Origin of the sequence: Natrinema sp. CGMCC1.2065 (assembly GCF_051225675.1) — an archaeon.
Taxonomy (GTDB): domain Archaea; phylum Halobacteriota; class Halobacteria; order Halobacteriales; family Natrialbaceae; genus Natrinema; species Natrinema thermotolerans.
Map to the genome: position 1 here is coordinate 22,203 of NZ_JBPJSJ010000013.1, position 17,741 is coordinate 39,943.

At 67.0% G+C, this 17,741-nt stretch carries 17 protein-coding genes and 1 tRNA gene; 13 read left to right on the forward strand and 5 right to left on the reverse strand.

Annotated elements, in window-relative coordinates; genetic code table 11:
- Window positions 1–65: 65 nt before the first annotated feature.
- On the reverse strand, window positions 66–611 hold the full coding sequence (dpsA, locus tag ACSBP4_RS13635; RefSeq protein ID WP_006181623.1) for a DNA starvation/stationary phase protection protein DpsA: 546 nt from the start codon (window positions 609–611) through the stop codon (window positions 66–68).
- 204 nt (window positions 612–815) lie between these two features.
- Here dpsA and ACSBP4_RS13640 point away from each other — a divergent pair, with 204 nt between their 5' ends.
- Window positions 816–2,285: an aldehyde dehydrogenase family protein gene (locus tag ACSBP4_RS13640; protein ID WP_435552527.1), complete on the forward strand. Its 1,470-nt coding sequence runs from the start codon at window positions 816–818 to the stop codon at window positions 2,283–2,285.
- A 61-nt stretch (window positions 2,286–2,346) separates the two neighbouring features.
- Here the strand turns inward: ACSBP4_RS13640 and ACSBP4_RS13645 are convergent, their stop codons facing one another.
- A complete protein-coding gene (locus ACSBP4_RS13645; protein ID WP_435552528.1) occupies window positions 2,347–3,483 on the reverse strand; it encodes a hypothetical protein in 1,137 nt (378 codons plus the stop codon).
- Between the two features lie 98 nt (window positions 3,484–3,581).
- Here ACSBP4_RS13645 and ACSBP4_RS13650 point away from each other — a divergent pair, with 98 nt between their 5' ends.
- From ACSBP4_RS13650 to ACSBP4_RS13675, 6 genes are all read left to right on the forward strand, one after another.
- Complete coding sequence (locus tag ACSBP4_RS13650) at window positions 3,582–4,541, forward strand: carbohydrate kinase family protein (protein WP_435552529.1); 960 nt, start codon at window positions 3,582–3,584, stop codon at window positions 4,539–4,541.
- A gap of 60 nt (window positions 4,542–4,601) precedes the next feature.
- Entirely contained in the window at window positions 4,602–5,765 is a 1,164-nt protein-coding gene (locus tag ACSBP4_RS13655) for a YhjD/YihY/BrkB family envelope integrity protein (RefSeq protein WP_435552530.1), read from the forward strand.
- A 308-nt stretch (window positions 5,766–6,073) separates the two neighbouring features.
- Window positions 6,074–6,496: a hypothetical protein gene (locus tag ACSBP4_RS13660; RefSeq protein ID WP_435552531.1), complete on the forward strand. Its 423-nt coding sequence runs from the start codon at window positions 6,074–6,076 to the stop codon at window positions 6,494–6,496.
- Between the two features lie 254 nt (window positions 6,497–6,750).
- Complete coding sequence (locus ACSBP4_RS13665; protein WP_435552532.1) at window positions 6,751–7,779, forward strand: metal ABC transporter substrate-binding protein; 1,029 nt, start codon at window positions 6,751–6,753, stop codon at window positions 7,777–7,779.
- Window positions 7,776–8,513, forward strand: coding sequence for a metal ABC transporter ATP-binding protein (locus ACSBP4_RS13670; RefSeq protein WP_006648811.1), 738 nt, complete (start codon window positions 7,776–7,778; stop codon window positions 8,511–8,513). Before ACSBP4_RS13665 ends, ACSBP4_RS13670 begins: the two co-directional genes overlap by 4 nt.
- Window positions 8,514–8,515: 2 nt before the next feature.
- Entirely contained in the window at window positions 8,516–9,535 is a 1,020-nt protein-coding gene (locus tag ACSBP4_RS13675) for a metal ABC transporter permease (RefSeq protein ID WP_435552533.1), read from the forward strand.
- A 6-nt stretch (window positions 9,536–9,541) separates the two neighbouring features.
- Here ACSBP4_RS13675 and ACSBP4_RS13680 read toward each other — a convergent pair whose 3' ends face one another.
- Entirely contained in the window at window positions 9,542–9,988 is a 447-nt protein-coding gene (locus ACSBP4_RS13680; protein WP_435552534.1) for a hypothetical protein, read from the reverse strand.
- Window positions 9,989–10,176: 188 nt separating this feature from the next.
- On the opposite strand from ACSBP4_RS13680, the gene ACSBP4_RS13685 reads away from it, so the two are divergent.
- The 4 genes from ACSBP4_RS13685 (at window position 10,177) to ACSBP4_RS13700 (ending at window position 14,600) form a co-directional block, all read left to right on the forward strand.
- Complete coding sequence (locus ACSBP4_RS13685; RefSeq protein WP_233274294.1) at window positions 10,177–10,527, forward strand: hypothetical protein; 351 nt, start codon at window positions 10,177–10,179, stop codon at window positions 10,525–10,527.
- A 26-nt stretch (window positions 10,528–10,553) separates the two neighbouring features.
- A complete protein-coding gene (locus ACSBP4_RS13690; RefSeq protein ID WP_435552535.1) occupies window positions 10,554–12,665 on the forward strand; it encodes an acetate--CoA ligase family protein in 2,112 nt (703 codons plus the stop codon).
- The gene (locus tag ACSBP4_RS13695; RefSeq protein ID WP_435552536.1) at window positions 12,662–13,807 is read left to right on the forward strand and encodes a phosphotransacetylase family protein; all 1,146 of its coding nucleotides are present in this window, start codon (window positions 12,662–12,664) and stop codon (window positions 13,805–13,807) included. The genes ACSBP4_RS13690 and ACSBP4_RS13695 overlap by 4 nt, the downstream gene beginning before the upstream one ends.
- A gap of 499 nt (window positions 13,808–14,306) precedes the next feature.
- On the forward strand, window positions 14,307–14,600 hold the full coding sequence (locus ACSBP4_RS13700; protein ID WP_006181638.1) for a PRC-barrel domain-containing protein: 294 nt from the start codon (window positions 14,307–14,309) through the stop codon (window positions 14,598–14,600).
- Between the two features lie 21 nt (window positions 14,601–14,621).
- Here ACSBP4_RS13700 and ACSBP4_RS13705 read toward each other — a convergent pair whose 3' ends face one another.
- Window positions 14,622–16,076 (reverse strand): DHH family phosphoesterase, encoded by a 1,455-nt coding sequence (locus ACSBP4_RS13705; RefSeq protein ID WP_006648818.1) that lies wholly within the window; start codon window positions 16,074–16,076, stop codon window positions 14,622–14,624.
- Between the two features lie 158 nt (window positions 16,077–16,234).
- On the opposite strand from ACSBP4_RS13705, the gene ACSBP4_RS13710 reads away from it, so the two are divergent.
- A tRNA-Lys gene (locus tag ACSBP4_RS13710) sits at window positions 16,235–16,308 on the forward strand.
- A 167-nt stretch (window positions 16,309–16,475) separates the two neighbouring features.
- Here the strand turns inward: ACSBP4_RS13710 and ACSBP4_RS13715 are convergent.
- Window positions 16,476–16,964: a DUF411 domain-containing protein gene (locus ACSBP4_RS13715; RefSeq protein ID WP_049964321.1), complete on the reverse strand. Its 489-nt coding sequence runs from the start codon at window positions 16,962–16,964 to the stop codon at window positions 16,476–16,478.
- 102 nt (window positions 16,965–17,066) lie between these two features.
- Here ACSBP4_RS13715 and ACSBP4_RS13720 point away from each other — a divergent pair, with 102 nt between their 5' ends.
- Entirely contained in the window at window positions 17,067–17,732 is a 666-nt protein-coding gene (locus ACSBP4_RS13720; RefSeq protein ID WP_049964322.1) for an MBL fold metallo-hydrolase, read from the forward strand.
- Window positions 17,733–17,741: the final 9 nt, after the last annotated feature.

Consider the following 17,741-nt stretch of genomic DNA (forward strand, 5'->3'; position numbering starts at 1 on the left):
CGTTCTTCGTCGTTGGAAAAAACGCGGTTCCCGGTCCGATAGCCGCCGCCGCGTCGGAGCCGTCGTCAGTGTGTCGCTTCCTCGAGGACCAGCGTATCGTCTTCGAGGTAGTGTTCGAAGTGGTGGCCGTCCTCCTCGAGGTCGACGAGGATCTCCCGGAGGATCTCGGCGGTGGCGTGGTCGCCGAGGTTCTCCGCGAGTTCGATGCTATCGCGCATCGACTCGATGATGTCGCCGTACATCTCGAGGTCGTTCTCGAACATCGTGCGGACGTCGTAGACGTCCTCGCCCTCGAACTCGACGGTGGCGCGCTCCTCCTGGTTCGCCGGCCCGGAGACGGGGACGCCGCCAAGCGCCTGCGCGCGCTCGGCGATGATGTCCGCACCCTCCTCGACGTGTTCGTAGGCCTCCTCGAGGAACTCGTGGAGCGGGAGGAACTCCGCGCCTTCGACGGTCCAGTGGTGCTTTTTGAGCTGGTGGTAGAGGACGTAGGCGTTAGCCAGTTCCGTGTTCAGTGCGTCGACGATCTGTTCGGCCTTCTCCTGCTCGAGGCGAAGCTCGTTCTCCTCGACGGTGTCGGCCGACTGGCGAACGGTCTTTTGGGTACTCATCCTACTCCCAAGTACGGACGCGTTCCACTTAAAGACTTCCCTTGAGAAAACATTTCTTTGGTATACCTAAAGATCTGTTTTTGATTAGGGCACTACGGTTCCCTCAGTAGCTACGAAACGTATCATCGAACGACACCGTCAAGCGAATCTCTATTTTTTCGAGCCTGAGTAAACATTTTCAGTGGGGAGGGCGAAGGGACGCGTATGGCAACCGGAATCGCACAGCGGCGGGAGCGGCTCTACGTCGACGGCGAGTGGATCGAAACCGAGAACGCACTGTCGGTCTCGGACCTCGCCGACGGCGGGGCCTTCGCACAGGTAGCTGCCGCGGGGCCGGACCACGTGCGCACCGCACTCGAGGCCGCCCACGAGATCAAACCGCGCATGCGGGAGACGACCGTCGTCGAGCGCGCCGAGTGGTGCGAGACGATCGCCGACCGGCTCCGCGAGCGCGAGGAGGAACTCGCAGAAGTGATCGTCCGCGAGGCGGGCAAGCCGATCTCGTCGGCCCGCGGCGAGGTCGGGCAGGCGGCCGAGCGGTTCGACCGGGCGGCCGAGGAGGCACGCACCATCGTCAGTAAGGGCGAGTACCGCGAGGGCTCGACGGCGGGCCACGAGGGCTGGCAGGCGATCGTCAAACACGAACCGATCGGTACGGTGCTGTGTATCACCCCCTACAACTATCCGCTGGCGACGACGGCCTTGCAGGTCGCGCCCGCGATCGCAGCCGGCAACAGCGTCCTGCTCAAGCCCGCGAGCAAGACGCCGGTCTCGGCCGCGATCCTCGCCGACGTCATCGCCGACGTCGACGGGATCCCCGACGGCGCGTTCAACTTCGTCCCCGGCGAGGCGAGCGAGATCGGCGACCTGCTGGCCGGCGACGACCGCGTCAACGCGATCGCGATGACCGGCTCCTCGGGCGCGGGCAAACACGTCGCCCGCGAGAGCGGGATGGTCAACCTCCACATGGAACTGGGCGGCAACGCCCCGGCGATCGTCTTCGATGACGCCGACCTGACCGACGTGGCGGGGGACTGCGCCAAGGGCTCGTTCAAGTACGCCGGCCAGCGCTGCTCGGCGATCTCCCGTGTCCTGGCCCACGAGTCGGTCCACGACGACCTCGTCGACCTGATCGACGGCCAGATGGACGCCTGGCAGGCCGGCGACCTCTTCGACGAGGACACCGCCGTCGGCCCGCTCATCAGCGAGGACCAAGCTGACTGGGTCGCGGAACTCGTCGAGGACGCCGTCGAAAAGGGCGCGGAGATCGTCCGCGGGGGAAGCCGTCGCGCTCCCGAGGGCGTCCCGGACGAACTCGCCGACCAGTTCTTCGAGCCGACGCTGCTGGCGAACGTGCCCCACGACGCCCGCATCGTCGACGAGGAACAGTTCGGCCCCATCGCCGCGATCACCACCTTCGAGGACGAGGCCGAGGCCCTCGAGATCGCGAACGGTTCCGATCTCGCACTCGACGCCGCGGTCTTCACCAACGACTACAAGCGCGCGATGCGGATGGCCGAGCGTATCGACGCCGGCGCGGTCCGAATCAACGGTGCGCCGAGCCACGGGCTGGGGGACGTGCCCTTCGGCGGCAACAAGGACTCGGGGATCGGCCGCGAGGGACTCGACGCCTCGATCCACGCGATGATGCGCGAGAAGAGCATCGTGCTGTAGTCGACCGACCGCTATCGATCGCTGTCCGCTCCGTCCCCGTCCCGCAAGCTCCCGCCGCCCCTCAGAACGAGACGGTTTCAGTCACGAGGACGCTCTCTTCGCCGCCGCTGACTGCAACGACGGTAATCGTCGCCGACGTCCCGGACTCGTACTCGATCGTCTCGGCCTGGCCGACCTCGGTCAACTCGACGCGAACCCCGCTCTCGTCGCGCACCTCGACCCGATCGGCGGTGCCGCTCGAGTGATAGATCACGACGACCGCGTTCGGCTTCCGGTCGGTATCGAGGCTCACCCCCGCGTACGGCTCCGTCGACTGGCTTCCGCGCTCGGCGAACAGGTCTCGATACTCGTACTCCTCGATCGGAACGGTTCTCGTCGCGACACCGACGTCGCCGTCCGTTTCGACCGTCAGGTCGGCGGACCGATCCGCCATCGCGTCCTCGAACTCGTCCGTCCCGTCGGCGTCGGCATAGACGGCGATTCCCGAATACGTCGCCCTCTCGGCACCGAGTTCCCACGAGAAGGCGGCTCCGACACCATCGTCGCTTCCCTCGTATTCGCCCCACAGGAACGTGCTGTCTCCGAGTCGGTCGGTCAACTGCGCGAAGTTCCCGTGCGAATCGACCCGCCGATCGGTCCCCTCGATACCGGCCGCGAGGATCGCCTCGAGGTCCGCGCCGTCGGCCGGGCTCACGACGATCGTCTCCTCGGAGACGGCGACCGAGACATCGTCGCGCCCGAAGGTCTCGAACGCGCCGACCGACGAGTCGCCGTCCGTCTCGAGCGCGTCGGGGTCGAACGAGCCGCTGACGACGACGTTGCCGACGACGCCCTCCGAGCCGAACCGGAGGACGGAGTCGATCGCGTCCGTCCCGTCGGCGGCGTCTTCGACCACCGCGGCGCTATCGCCGTCCGGTAGCGTCGGTACGGCCTCGATCACGGACGGCTGCAGGGCGTCCTCGTGGGTCTCGAGCGCGGTGAGATCGCGGTAGTGAAACAGCAGTTCCTCGCTTCCCGACGTCGGAACCCATCGCTCGAGCGGCGTCGCGGTCCCAGTCGAGTCGCCGTCCTCGGTCGGCGACTCGGCGTCGTCGCTCTCGTCGTCTTCGCCGCCGAACCCGCCGAGACACCCGGCACCGAGCGCTGCGAGTCCCGTGCCGGTCGTCGCGAGTAGTTTCCGTCGGTGAGTGCGTTCCATACTAATGACTACGAGTCGAAATCATTGGCATATATAACTATCCCGATCCCGCCGACGAACGGCGAAGGAATTACCCCACTGCGGATGAAGACGCGGGCATGCCCCACGACGTACTCGTCGCCGGCGAGACGCTCATCGATTTCGTCCCCGAACGGGCGGGGTCGCTCAAGGACGTTGCCGGCTTCGAGCGCCGACCCGGCGGTGCGCCGGCGAACGTCGCCGTCGCGCTCGCCCGCCTCGAGGAGCCGCCGCTGTTCTGGACCCGGGTCGGGGCGGATCCGTTCGGCCGGTATCTCGAGCGGACGCTGGTCGACCTCGGGATTCCCGACCGGTTCGTCGAGCGGGACTCCGGGGCGAAGACGACCCTCGCGTTCGTGACCCACGACGAGACCGGCGACCGCGAGTTTACCTTCTACCGGGACGGGACCGCGGACACCCGCCTCGAGCCCGGGCGGGTCGACGATGCGACGCTTTCGGACTGCGAGTGGGTCCACGCCGGCGGCGTGACCCTCTCGAGCGGTTCCGCGCGTGAGGCGACGCTGGACTTGCTCGAACGGGCCGCGGCCGCCGACTGTACCGTCTCGTTCGATCCGAACCTGCGGTCCGAACTGTGGTCCGACGAAGAGACGTTCGCGACCGTGGTCGGCGACGCGCTCGCTTACGTCGACGTCTGTCTCGCGACGGGGCCGGAACTGGCGGCGCTGGGGTTCGACGGCGACTCCCCGATGGCGATCGCGCGGGCGGCGGTCGAGCGGGGGCCGGTCCACACGGCGGTCGTCACCCGGGGCGCGGCGGGGGCTGTCGCCGTCGCGAGCGCGGACGCACCGTGGCCGGCGGCGACGGTCGAGCATCCGGGATTCGCAGTCGAGACGGTCGACACCACGGGTGCGGGCGACGCCTTCGTCGCCGGCGCGATCGCCGCCCTGCGAGACGGCGACGACCTCGAGGCCGCGGTAACCGTCGCGAACGCGGTCGGGGCGCGGGCGACTACCGCTGCCGGTGGGATGACGGCGTTGCCGACCCGCGCCGAGGTCGCCGCGCTGCTCGAGGCGGAGTGAGCGCCGGCGCCGTGTGGTTGCAAGCCGGAGTGGTATCCGAGTTTGCGTCGGACAACGAGTATGGGTATCAACGTCCGCGGTGCGGTCCCGTTCGCGAAGTCGGTCGTGACGGGGATCAGCGAGAAGAACGTGACGTTCATGGCCGCCGGTATCGCGTATCAGGCATTCATCTCGCTGATCCCGTTGCTCGTCCTCGTGTTCTTCCTCGTCGCCTTCGTCGGGGACGAGGCGCTGGCCCAGCAGGTGTCGTCGATCACCGAGGGCTTTCTCCCCGAGAGCGGACAGGTGATGCTCGAGCAGGGGATCGAGGGCGACACCGGCAGCGTCGGGACGTCGATCATCGGACTCGTCGCGCTCCTGTGGGGGTCGCTGAAGATCTTCCGCGGGCTGGACACCGCCTTCTCGGAGATCTACGCGACGACCGACGAGAACTCGCTGGTCGATCAGCTCCAGGACGGGGCCGTCGTCTTCGGCGCGGTCGGGATCGCGCTGGTCGCCGCGGCCCTGACGACCATCGCCTTCGCCGTCTTCCCGACGATCCCCTTCCTCGGGCTGTTGAACCCGCTGTTGCTCGTCGTCGGGCTGACGCTCGCGTTCCTGCCGATGTACTACCGCTTTCCCGACGCCGACCTCTCCGTCCGGCAGGTGCTGCCGGGCGTCGTCGTCGCCGCGGTCGGCTGGGCGCTCCTCCAGTCGCTCTTCCAGGTCTACGTCGCCCTCTCGAGCAGTTCCGAGTCGGCGGGGCCGATCGGCGCGATCCTGCTCCTGCTGACGTGGCTGTACTTCGGCGGGCTGATCCTGCTGGTCGGGGCCGTCGTCAACGCGACGCACTCGGGCCACATCGAGATCGACTCCGACGAGAGCGGGGACGAGTCGCTCGAGGGCATCCCCGAGGACGTCGAGCGCGAGCCGTTCGTCGACGACGGCCGGCGCGAACGCGAGCGCCTCGAGGCGCGACTGGCCGCCCTCCGGCGGGAACGGGACCAACTTCGGAACGATCGAAAGGCCCAGCGCAGCCGTCGCTACCGGCTCGAGGACCGCGTCGACGACCTCGAGGCGCGGGTCGACTCCCTCGAGACCGAAAACCGCGACCTCGCCGCGGAGAACGAGCGGCTCCGGCGCGAACTCGCGGCCAGCCGGGGACCGTGGCGACGACGGCTACGGGGCGCGCTTTCGCGAGTCCGGACGCTGAACGTCGGCGTCCTCGAGGACCGGCGCGAATAGGCTCGACGGCTGGGCTACAGTTCGGAAGAGACCGCCGTCTCGTTTCGAACTGACCGAGCATATGCGGTGGCGCGCGCTGTCGGTCGACCGAAGCGCTAGCGAGGTCGACCGATGACACTGCGCGAGGGATGAGCGAACGAGCGTAGCGAGTGAGCGAATCGGTTGGGGAGGGCGTGGCAACGCCCTGTTGCCACGATAGCAGGGCTCCTTTTCGACGGTCACCGGCCGAATCGTCACGCAAACGGTCATGCTTGGCGTTCGTAACCGGAGTCGAGACGCATTAGTGGCTTCCCGCCCCACCGCAACCCGTGTCCCATCCAGTCCGGGCCGCCCGGCGGTACGTCCAGCGCGACCACGCGTCGATCGTCAGCGGGATCGACGCCTGTGCCGACGCGGTCGCCGAGCCCTGGGATACCGCCCGCACCACCGACGCCGACGCCGTCACCGACGGGCTCCACCAGGCGCTCGAGGAGACCGGCATCCTCGAGTCCCTGCCCGGCGTTCTCGCCGGTGCCGTCGACGCGACCGGCCACGAGCTGCGGGCCCGTCCCGTCGCGGGGCCGCCCTACGTCGTCGTGACGAGCCGCGGCCCCGTCCTCCGGGCGACCATCGATTCCGGGCGACTGGTGATCCGCTTCGACGCCTTCGAGGTCGTTCGCGATCTCGAACCGGGTCACCCGCCCGCCTACCGCCGCCGCGACGGGGTCGAACTCGCCGTCTCGCTCGAGTGAGACGGTTCGCTGTACCGATGTACCGGTGCGACCGCGACCACGGCTTGCGGTGGCACCGGAAATGACGTACAGCGGACCGTCTGACCGACGCGATGCTCACCGCCCTCGATTCGCACCGTCCGCAACTCGACGCTAGTAACTCAGACCGCTATTCCACCACGATTTGTTAACAGACGTCGTCACCGACGCCGCTTGTTAATAACTTTGGCCAATGAGATAATAACTCTTATACCCCGACGGACCGACGTTCGGGTATGAAGCTGACACGACGCGCGCTGGTGAAAGCGGGAGCCGGTGCGGTCGCGACGGGTGCGATCGCCGGCTGTCTCGACGATATCGACCCGGCGAGCGCCGAGACCGACGACGGTTACGCGGCCTTCTTCACCCTCTGGGACTGGGCCGAGCGGGTAAGCGGCGACGCGATCGACTTCGAGAACCCGGTCGGCACGGGCGAGGCCGGCCACGGCTGGCAACCGAGCGGGGACCTCACCCGGAACGTCGCCGACACCGGGGCCTTCGTCTACCTCGATACGCCCGAGTTCTCGTGGGCCCAGGACCTCGCGGCGACCCTCGAGGCCGACTACGACACCGTCGCCGTGATCGACGGCCTCGAGGGACTGGAAGACCGCCTCCTCAGGTGGGGCCACGAGGTCGACACCGGGGGTCACGACGGGAACGATCACGACGAGACCGAAAGCGACGACCACGAGGGCCACGATCACGACGAGACCGACTACGACCCCCACGTCTGGCTCGATCCCGTCATCGCGGGGGAGATCGTCGACACGATCGCGACCGGGCTGGCCGACGCCGATCCGGACAACGCCGACACCTACGAGGAAAACGCCGCGGCGTACGTCGCCGACCTCGAGTCGCTGGACGAGCGACTGCAGGATCTCTTCGAGTCGGCCGATCGTCGGACCGCCGTCTTCGCCGGCCACGACTCCTTTACCTATCTGCAGGATCGATACGGGTTCGAACTGCACACGCCCGTCGGCGTCTCGCCCCAGGAGACCCCGTCGTCTGGGGAGATCTCCGAGACGATCTCGCTCATCGACGACGAGGGGATCGAGACGATCCTTTACGATCCGTTCGAAGCGCCCACCGACGAGTACCCACAACTCGTCGAGACGCTGCTGCGGGACAGCACGGCGACCGACGCGATGCCGTTGAGTCACCTCTCGGGGACCCTCTCGGCGTGGGAAGACGAGGGGTGGGGGTACCGCGAGCAAATGGAAGAAATAAACCTCCCCGCGCTCAGAGAGGTATTAGACGCACAGTGACCGTCGTCGACCTCGAGAACGTGACCTTCGCCTACGGCGAGCAGCCGGCCGTCCGCGACGTCTCGCTGACCGTCGCGGAGGGCGATTTCCTGGGACTGATCGGCCCGAACGGCTCGGGCAAGACGACCCTGCTGCAGCTCATGCTCGGGCTGCGCAGCCCCGATAGCGGCTCGATCGAGCTGTTCGGCGAGCCGGTGTCGTCGTTCGAGGAGGGCGAGCGGATCGGCTACGTCTCCCAGCAGGCGACCAGCGGCGGCGGCTCGATGCCGGTCACCGTCCGCGAGGTCGTCACCATGGGCCGGTTCGCCCACGCGGGCCACGGCCGACTGACCGACGCGGATCACGCGGCCGTCGACGACGCCCTCGAGACGGTCGGCATCACCGACCTCGCGGACCGGCAGATCAACGCGCTCTCGGGCGGCCAGCGCCAGCGGGCCTACATCGCGCGGGCGCTGGCCTCCGAGGCCGACCTGCTGGCGCTTGACGAGCCCACCGTCGGCGTCGACGCCGAGTCCCGCGACGCCTTCTACCAGCTGCTCGAGTCGCTCAACGAGGACGGGATCACGATCATCCTGATCGAACACGACATCGGCGTGGTCACCGACCGGGCGAGCCGGATCGCCTGTATCAACACCGAACTCTACCACCACGGTGACACGGAATCGTTCGTCGAAAGCGACGCGTTGACCGAGGCCTACGGCGCGAGCGGCCAGGTCGTTCACCACCACCACTGACGATGTCGACTCGCTCTTCCCTTCGCCGACGGCTCGAGCGTATCGGGATCGGTCTGACCGCGGTTCTGGCGGTGGCGATGGTCGGCCTACTGGCGATCGATGCGCTCCGTTCGTATCCGGTCGTGGACGTGATCTACGAGCAGGCCCGGATCGCGGGCTGGTGGCTCGATCACTACCTGGGGACGAACGTCTTCTACCATCCCTTCATGTGGCGCTCGATCGCGACGGGGATCCTGATCGGCGTCGTCGCGCCGCTTGTCGGGACCTATCTCGTCCACCGCGAGATGGCCCTGATCGGCGAGACGCTGGCACATACTGCGTTCGCCGGCGTTGCCGTCGGGCTCGTGGTGAGTTCGATGACCGGCTGGAGCGGCTCACTGATGCTCGTCGCACTGGTCGTCGGCATCCTCGGGGCGCTGGGCGTCCAGTGGCTGGCCGAGCGGACCGACACCTACGGTGACGTCCCGATCGCGATCATGCTGACCGGGAGCTTCGCCGTCGGCACGCTCATCATCAGCTACGGCCGCGGGATGACCGGGTTCAACGTCGAGGGCTATCTCTTCGGGAACATCTCGGTCGTCACCCCCTCGGGGGCGCGGCTGATGGCCGTCATCAGCGTCGTCGTCGTCCTCGTCACCGTCGCGACCTACAAACAACTGCTTTTCATCACCTTCGACGAGCAGGCCGCCCGCGTCGCGCGACTCAACGTCACCTGGTACAACACCTTACTGATCGTGATGACGGCCGTCGTCGTCGTCGGCGCGATGCAGATCCTCGGCGTGATCCTCGTCGCCGCAATGTTGGTCGTTCCCGTCGCGACCGCGACGCAGGTCGCCCACAGCTTCCGCGAGACGCTGACCCTGTCGATCCTCGTCGGACAGGTCGCGGTCATCGGCGGCTTCGCCCTCTCGATCTCGCAGGGGCTGCCCACCGGCGGCTCGATCGTCGTCGTCGCGATCGCCTGCTACCTGCTCGCAATCTTCGCCTCGAGTCGCTCGACGGCCGCGATCTCGACGCACTGAGCCCGTTCACGAACCGGATTTCGCGCGCACCTCGTCGACGAGCTGTGCGAGCGCGCCGACGCCGGAACAGAGGATGCCGATCGGAACGAGCAGGAGACCGATCCCGAGCCCGTATCCGGGAACGAAGACGTCGAACACGTGCGCGATCAGCATGGGGACGACCAGCACGACGACCGAGAGGCTCCCGACGACGGCCCCGGTCGTGAGCAACTGTCGCGACCGTTCCGACGGCTCCCGGACGCGGTCGACGAGGAACAACAGACCCGCTTCCGCGAGCGTGACGATCCCGACGGCGACACACAGTAGCACGAAGAGTCCGGTGAGGCCCGCCGCGAACCCGTCACCGGGCGGGTTTTCCGGGATCGTTTCGACGTACAGTACCGCGGTCACGAAACTGAGGACGGCCAGCAATGCGGTGATGGCGGCGATCGGTCGGGAACGTGGCTGAGACATCGGAGGGATATAAGCCCATTTGACATGTCGAACTGATAACTGTACCGACCCGGCCGGTCTCGATGTATCGCCCGCTCGAGACACGGCATCGATTCCGACTCGGGAGACCGGCCCGAACACGGTCCGTCACCGGGGCTCGAGTCGGCTTCGACCCCGGTAATTACGTGATCCTGCGCCGATACGTTCGTATGCGCAGTCGATCGACCGGCGTCCTCACGAGCGCGGTCCTCGCGTTCGCCGGCGGCTACGTTCTCTGGCCAGCCGGGTACGTCTACTGGACTCGAGTTGCGGACGTACTGGGTGAGCCGCTGACCCTCGCGCTCGTCGCGTTACTCGCCGCGGCCGGCGGCGCGGTCACCACCCTCCGTCTGGCGGTCCCACTCGCCGAACTCGTCGCCGGCAGTGTGATCGCCTACGCGGTCGGACGGTCACCCCACGACGATGAGCCACCAGTTCCGGCCGCCCCGAGTGAGGGTCGCCTCTCGAGCGCGGCGTTCCGACGCCCGGTACCGGATGGCGGGAACACGCCATATGCTTAACACGCTACCCGGACAACCATCAATCGATGGGACGGTTATCCGCACTCTTCGATCCCGAGACCGTCGCCGTGGTCGGCGCGACCGACCGCGAGGGCGCGGTCGGCCGGGCGATCCTCGAGAACCTGCGAGACGGGTTCGACGGCGAGGTCGTTCCGATCAATCCCTCGCGCGAGACGGTTCTCGGACTCGAGTGTTACGAGGACGCGACGAGCGCGCCGCCGATCGATCTGGCGGTGGTCGTAGTACCGCCCGACATCGTCATCGAGGCGATTCGGGACGTGGCCGACGCCGGTACCGAGAACGTCGTCGTCATCACGGCCGGCTTCTCGGAGACGGGCGGCGAGGGTGCCGAACGCGAACGGCGACTGCGCGAGATCGCCGCCGAACACGACCTCAACGTCGTCGGCCCGAACAGCCTCGGTATCATGGCCACCGAAAACGGGATGAACGCCACTTTCGGCCCCGAAGACGCCCGGGAGGGCTCGATCTCCTTTATGAGTCAGTCCGGGGCGTTCATCACCGCCGTGCTGGACTGGGCCAACGAACAGGGGATCGGCTTTCGAGACGTCGTCTCGCTGGGCAACAAGACCGTTCTCGACGAGACGGACTTCGTCCGCGAGTGGGGGTCGGATCCGAACACCGACGTCATCATCGGCTATCTAGAGGACATCGACGACGGGCAGGGCTTTCTCGAGGCCGCCCGCGAGGTCACCGCCGACACCCCGATCGTCCTCGTCAAGTCCGGCCGCACCGATGCCGGCGCGCAGGCGGCCTCCTCACACACCGGCGCGATCGCCGGCAGCGAGCGGGCCTACGAGGCCGGCCTCGAGCAGGCTGGCGTCCTCCGGGCTCGCTCGGTCCAAGAACTATTCGACTCCGCGCGGGCGCTGGCCGGCCTGCCCGAACCCGAGTCCGACGGCGTCGCCGTCGTCACCAACGCCGGCGGCCCCGGCGTCCTCACGACCGACGCCGTCGGCGACTCGACCCTCGAGATGGCCAGCTTTGCCGACGAGACGATCGATCGACTCGCCGCGGCGATGCCCGACGAGGCCAACGTCTACAACCCGATCGACGCGATCGGTGACGCCGACGTCGAACGGTTCGGCGAGGCCTTGGAGATCGCCCTCGAGGACCCCAACGTCGGTAGCGCGGTCGTCGTCGCCGCGCCGACCGCTGTTCTCTCCTACGACGACCTGGCCGAGACGGTCATCGAGAAGCTCGAGACCCACGATACGCCGGTCGTCACGTGCCTGATGGGCGGCAAGCGGGCCCGCGACGCCGAGGCGACGCTGCGCGAGTCGGGGATCCCGAACTACTTCGATCCCTCGCGGGCGGTCTCTGGACTCGACGCGCTCGCGCGGTTCCGGGATATCCGCGAGCGGACGGCCGACGAGCCGGCGACGTTCGACGTCGACCGCGAGCGCGCCCACGAGATCCTCGCCCGGACGAAACGCCGCGACGACAACCGCCTCGGCGTCGAGTCGATGGAGTTGCTCGAGGCCTACGGGATCCCGACGCCGCGGAGCGAGATCGTCGACGATCCGGACCGCGCCCGCGAGGTCGCCGAATCGATCGAGGGCGATGTCGTCATGAAGATCGTCAGCCCCGACATCTCCCACAAATCCGATATCGGCGGCGTCAGAGTCGGCGTCAGCGACGCGGACGTCGCCGACACCTACGAGGACGTGGTCGCACGGGCGCGAAACTACCAGCCCGACGCGACGATCGTCGGCGTCCAGATCCAGGAGATGCTCGATCTCGAGGCGTCGACCGAGACGATCGTCGGGATGAACCGCGACCCGCAGTTCGGTCCGCTCGTCCTGTTCGGGCTCGGCGGTATCTTCGTCGAGATCCTCGAGGACACGTCGGTTCGGGTCGCCCCGTTCGGCGAGGCCGAGGCCCGCGAGATGGTCGACGAGATCCAGGCCGCGCCGCTGTTGCGCGGCGCACGCGGCCGCGAGCCGGCCGATATCGACGGCGTCGTCGAGACGATCCAGCGGCTTTCACAGCTGGTGACCGACTTCCCGTCGATCCTCGAACTCGACATCAACCCGCTCGTGGCGGGCCCCGATGGCGTACAGGCGATCGACCTGCGGCTCACGGTCGATCCGGACGATCTCGACACGACAGACCCATGACCGATCCAGACTCCGATCCCACGACCGCTGACAGCGAGACGACCACCGACACCGACGACGCGACCACCGCCGTTCGCGGCGACCCCGACACGCTGCTCGTCAGTTCGCTCGAGGCGAGCGCCGGCAAGACGGCGATCACGCTGGCGCTGGCCCGTCTCGCGGCGGACGACGAGGGCGACAGCGTCGGCTACATGAAACCCAAGGGGACCCGCCTCCAGAGCAACGTCGGGAAGACCTTAGACGAGGACCCGCTGCTCGCCCGCGACCTGCTCGAGCTGGCGGCCGAACTCCACGACCTCGAGCCGGTCGTCTACTCGCCGACGTTCATCGAGCAGGCGATCCGCGGCCGCGAGGACCCCGACGAACTCCGCGAGCGGGTCCAAGAGGCGTTCGAGACGCTTGCGGCCGACCGCGACCGCATGTTCGTCGAGGGTGGCGGCCGCTACGACGTCGGCGGCATCGTCGACCTCGCGGACCCCGACGTGGCGGAACTGCTCGACGCCCGCGTCCTGCTGGTCGCCCCCTACGAGATCCCCGCGGACGTCGACGATATCATCGCCGCCGCCGACCGGTTCGGCGATCGGCTCGCCGGCGTCGTCTTCAACGGCGTCTCCGATGCGGCCTACGACGGGCTCGAGACGGACGTCGTCCCGTTCCTCGAGGGACGGGGGATTCCGGTCCATGGCGTCCTCCCGAGCGAGCGGGAGCTGTCGGGCGTGACCGTCGCGGACCTGGCCGACGAACTCGGAGCCGAGACGCTCGTCGCGGACGGGGCCGAGAGCTACGTCGAGCGCTTTACCGTCGGCGCGATGGGGGCCGACAGCGCCCTGCGACACTTCCGCCGGACGCGAGACGCCGCCGTCATCACCGGCGGCGATCGAGCCGAGATCCACACCGCGGCGCTCGAGGCCCCCGGCGTCCGCTGTCTCATCCTCACCGGCGGTCACCGGCCCTCGAGCGCGATCACCGGGAAAGCCCGGGAAAAGGGCGTCCCGATCCTGTCGGTCCGGACGGACACGCTGACCACCGTCGAGCGCGCGGAAGACGTCGTCCGCAGCGGCCGGACCCACACCGCCGACACCGTCGACCGCATGCAGCGGCTGCTGTCGGACCACGCCGACATCGACTCGATCCTGGGATAAGCCACCGGAGGATTCCCAGCGGCGCTCGCCTTGCCGATCTATCGATCCGTATTCGTCGGTTTCGATGCGCATCGATGAGAGGCATTAATTAATCATATTGAATGGGTTCTATTATAGTCGCTCAAACATACGCTCGAAGTATGACGCAGCGTCCTGTTAGTGATCTACTCGCCCTCGTTTCGTCGCTACTCATGGTCCTTTGGCTGTGTCTGTTTTCGAACGGCAATATACTGTTGACGGTCGGCTTTCTTGGTCTCGGACTCCTTTCCGGGCTCAGACTCTTCTCGGATCGGTTTCGGGCCGTCTCGGAAGAGCGGTCGGAACTGTACTATGCAATCCTTGGGCTCGTTGCCCTCACTCTTGCTATCGGGGTCGCAGTCTGGGCGGCGTGACACGCGACGCGGATTCGCCGCCGGTAGTCCATGACGTGCCACAAGTATCGGACGGTGACTGTCACGTCTGACCAAGAATTAAGAGTCCGCCACGCATGCACTCTGACATGGACGACACACCCCAAGAGATCACCTCCCTCGTCGGCCGCGAGGTCTACTCGAACAACGGCGTCTTCGTGGGCGAAGTCGAGGATCTCCGACTGAACATCGACGGCGAGGCCGTCTCCGGCCTCGCGCTTGCGAACCTGAACAGCGAACTGTTCGCCGAGGAAGCTCGGACCGGACAGGGCATCATCGTCCCCTACCGCTGGGTCCGCTCGGTCGGCGACATCATCCTGATCAACGACGTCGTCGAACGGGTTCGCGAACCGGACGAGGAAGAAGACGAACTGCTGGCCTGATCGGATTCCGTTTCGCGGCGCTTAGCTTCCGTTCGAGCCTTCGCTCCCGCCGCCCTCGACGCCCATCGCGTCGAACAGCGTCCGTTTGACCGCTTCTTCGGTCAGCTCGAGCAGGGTATCTCGCGTGTCCTCCGAGATCTCGATCCCGGTGAAGATACCAAGCGGGATCTCCGCGCTGGCTTGCGTCGAGTGGCCCGCAGTCTCGCCCATCTCGCCGTAGGCGTCCTCGAGTACCTTCCCGATGTTGATGCGGATGTCCTTCGAGCGACCGGCGAGGAAGATCGTCTCGTCGGCGATCCCGAAGACCGCGGTCGTGGTCACGCCCTCGAGGTTCAGCAGGTGGCTGGCGGCCTGGGTCAGTGCCTCGCGATCGCGGACGATGCCGGCGTTGGAGATGAGGTGACTCCCCTGAACGTCGCGGTTGGTGATCGCCTCCGCGAGGACGTCTAAGGTTTCGGGTGACATCGACGGCGACTCGACCTGTTCTAGGGTGTCGTGGTTCGCGAAGGGGTAGAGATAGGCCGCGGCGGTCAGGTCGGCAGGGGTGGTGTCGCGTTTGAAATCCAGGGTCTCCGCGCGGATGCCGTAGAGCAAGGCGGTGGCGACCTCCTCGGAGACGTTCATGTCGAACTCCTGGATGTACTTCGTCATGATCGTCGACGTCGAGGACATGTTCGGCCGAATGTCGACGAACTCGGGTTCGGACTCGGATTCGGACTCGTTGTGGTCGATGACGATGTCGACGGGCAGTTCCATCTCGCCCGCGGTGCCGTGATCGACCAGGGCGACGGTGTCGTAGACCGATTGGTCCTCGATCTCGTCCCACTGGACCAGATCGATCCCCAGCAGGTTGACGAACGCGCGGTTCTCCTGGTGGCCCACGTCACCCAGATAGATGATGTCCGACTCGATGCCGAGGTGGTCGGCGATCGCCTGCAGGGCCGCCGCCGACGCGATCGAGTCCGGGTCGGGGCTGTCCTGTGTGACGATCGCCAGCCGCGTCGCCGTCTCCTCGACGAGATCCGCCAGCTTGCCCGCGTTGTACTCGAGTTCGCCCGATTCCAGCGCCCGCAGGGCGGACTCGGCGATCACCGAGGAGGGGTTGATGACGATGTCGGCCCCGAGTTCGGAGAGTTCGTCGCCGGAGACGGGGTCGCTCGCGCGTGCGACGACGAACTGACTGTCGTCGGCCGCGCGGATGTGTTCGACGGCGCGTTTGTTCGATTCGACGTCGGAGGCCAGAATGAGGACCACGTCTCGATCGGCCACCAGTTCCGCGGCCTCGGGCTCGCGGATGTCGGCCCGACGGGCGTCTAAGTCCTGATCGCGCAGCGACTCGACGCGGCTCTCGTCGCGGTCGATGATCCGCACGTCCTTGCCCTGTTCGACGAGTTCCTCCGCCACGGCGTATCCCACGCTCCCGCAACCCAAGATAGCGTAATCGGAGATGGACGAAATCGTAACCCCCGTACTCATTGCCCGAGTGGTCGGACCCACCGCACTTAACCCTCCCGAAGAGTGGTACGTCCTGAGAGCCGACCTGCACGACTCGAGGGATGTACGCTCGTGGATCACTGCCACGGCACCGACCAAGGGAAACGTATTTGAAGGACCGACGGAAAGTCGGAGGTACAGGGCCGGTAGCTCAGTCCGGCAGAGCGTCTGACTCTTAATCAGACGGTCGCGTGTTCAAATCGCGCCCGGCCCGCTTTTGCGACGAACACTTTCGTGAGGAGCAAAGCGGCCAGAGCGATTTGAACTAGACGAGTCGCAGCCCGTGAGCGAGCGTAGCGAGCGAACTGGAACGTCTCGGCGTAGTTCATAATCGCGCCCGGCGACAGCGATTCGAATCCGTGGACGCCGATCGAGCGGGAATCACAACTCCGCGTAGACGGCCGGCTCGTCGCCGGAACGGAGTTCGTACACCTGCCACGTGCCGCGTTTCTCGCCGCCCATTCCCGGTGACCCCGACGGCATTCCCGGCAACGCGATCCCGGCGATCTCGGGTTCGTCCTCGAGCAGCGTGGCGACGGTCGCGGCCGGGACGTGACCCTCGACGAGGTAGCCGTCCAGTTCCACCGTGTGACAGCTCCGAAGGTCGGCGTCGATCCCGCGGTCGTCTTTCACCGCCGTGAGATCGTCCGCGACGACGGTCTCGAGGTCGGTCTCGAGGGACGCGTCGAGATGCTCTCCGTACGAATCACAGCAGCGACAGTTCGGGCCCTTGTACATCGTCGCGGTAGTGGCCGGAATCGGTTCGTCCGGCGTCCGTTCACCGGCACCGTCGGTGAGACACCCAGCGAGGGTGAGCCCGATCGTACTCGCACCGGCCGTCAGCAGCGTCCGTCTCGACGTATGAGTCACGGGTACTCGGACCGTCGCGCCGCGGGTTCGTTTCCGTAGTGGTCGTTCCAGACTGGTGGGAACCGGTCTATAAGACGACCCGCACCGTACTCTCGAGCCACGATGACCGTCACCTACGAGGGACTCGAGTTCGAGCGACCCGGCCACGCGAGCGTCCGCATCGAAACTGACGACGGGACCGTGATCTACGTCGATCCGTGGGGCGAGGTCCTCGCGGGCGAACCCGCGGACGGCGACGTGGTCTTTGTCACACACGACGACATGGACCACTACGACGCGGCCGCGATCGAGGCCGTCGCGGGGCCGGACGTGACCGTCGCGGCCTACGAGGAGATCGACACCGACGACCTCGCGTTCGATGTCGTCGACCTGCCCTACGAGGGCGAGGCGACCGTCGACGGGATCGACGTGCGGACGGTGCCGGCGTACAACGACCCCACGGGCGACCACGTCGACGAGGACGGGAAGCCGTTCCACGCAGATGGGGAGGTGATCGGGGTAGTGCTTGCCCTCGAGGGGACGACGGTGTTTTTCCCCTCGGACACGGACTTCCTGCCCCATCACGAGTCGGTTACGGCCGACGTGTTCGTCCCGCCGATCGGTGGGCACTTCACGATGGATCGCCACGAGGCCGCCGCCTTCGCCCGGAGCGTCGAGCCCGAGTTGGTCCTGCCCGAACACTACGACACGTTCGACCCGATCGAGACCGATGCCGAGGCCTTCGCCGACGACCTCGAGGCCGACGGGATCCGGGTCGAACTGTTCTGATCGGCCGTC

What these genes read in the sequence shown, in the direction of transcription:
- dpsA (WP_006181623.1), bottom strand. Translation starts at nt 611, where the DNA reads ATGAGTACCCAAAAGACCGTTCGCCAGTCGGCCGACACCGTCGAGGAG.
- ACSBP4_RS13640 (WP_435552527.1), top strand. Translation starts at nt 816, where the DNA reads ATGGCAACCGGAATCGCACAGCGGCGGGAGCGGCTCTACGTCGACGGC.
- ACSBP4_RS13645 (WP_435552528.1), bottom strand. Translation starts at nt 3,483, where the DNA reads ATGGAACGCACTCACCGACGGAAACTACTCGCGACGACCGGCACGGGA.
- ACSBP4_RS13650 (WP_435552529.1), top strand. Translation starts at nt 3,582, where the DNA reads ATGCCCCACGACGTACTCGTCGCCGGCGAGACGCTCATCGATTTCGTC.
- ACSBP4_RS13655 (WP_435552530.1), top strand. Translation starts at nt 4,602, where the DNA reads ATGGGTATCAACGTCCGCGGTGCGGTCCCGTTCGCGAAGTCGGTCGTG.
- ACSBP4_RS13665 (WP_435552532.1), top strand. Translation starts at nt 6,751, where the DNA reads ATGAAGCTGACACGACGCGCGCTGGTGAAAGCGGGAGCCGGTGCGGTC.
- ACSBP4_RS13675 (WP_435552533.1), top strand. Translation starts at nt 8,516, where the DNA reads ATGTCGACTCGCTCTTCCCTTCGCCGACGGCTCGAGCGTATCGGGATC.
- ACSBP4_RS13680 (WP_435552534.1), bottom strand. Translation starts at nt 9,988, where the DNA reads ATGTCTCAGCCACGTTCCCGACCGATCGCCGCCATCACCGCATTGCTG.
- ACSBP4_RS13685 (WP_233274294.1), top strand. Translation starts at nt 10,177, where the DNA reads ATGCGCAGTCGATCGACCGGCGTCCTCACGAGCGCGGTCCTCGCGTTC.
- ACSBP4_RS13690 (WP_435552535.1), top strand. Translation starts at nt 10,554, where the DNA reads ATGGGACGGTTATCCGCACTCTTCGATCCCGAGACCGTCGCCGTGGTC.
- ACSBP4_RS13695 (WP_435552536.1), top strand. Translation starts at nt 12,662, where the DNA reads ATGACCGATCCAGACTCCGATCCCACGACCGCTGACAGCGAGACGACC.
- ACSBP4_RS13700 (WP_006181638.1), top strand. Translation starts at nt 14,307, where the DNA reads ATGGACGACACACCCCAAGAGATCACCTCCCTCGTCGGCCGCGAGGTC.
- ACSBP4_RS13705 (WP_006648818.1), bottom strand. Translation starts at nt 16,076, where the DNA reads ATGAGTACGGGGGTTACGATTTCGTCCATCTCCGATTACGCTATCTTG.
- ACSBP4_RS13720 (WP_049964322.1), top strand. Translation starts at nt 17,067, where the DNA reads ATGACCGTCACCTACGAGGGACTCGAGTTCGAGCGACCCGGCCACGCG.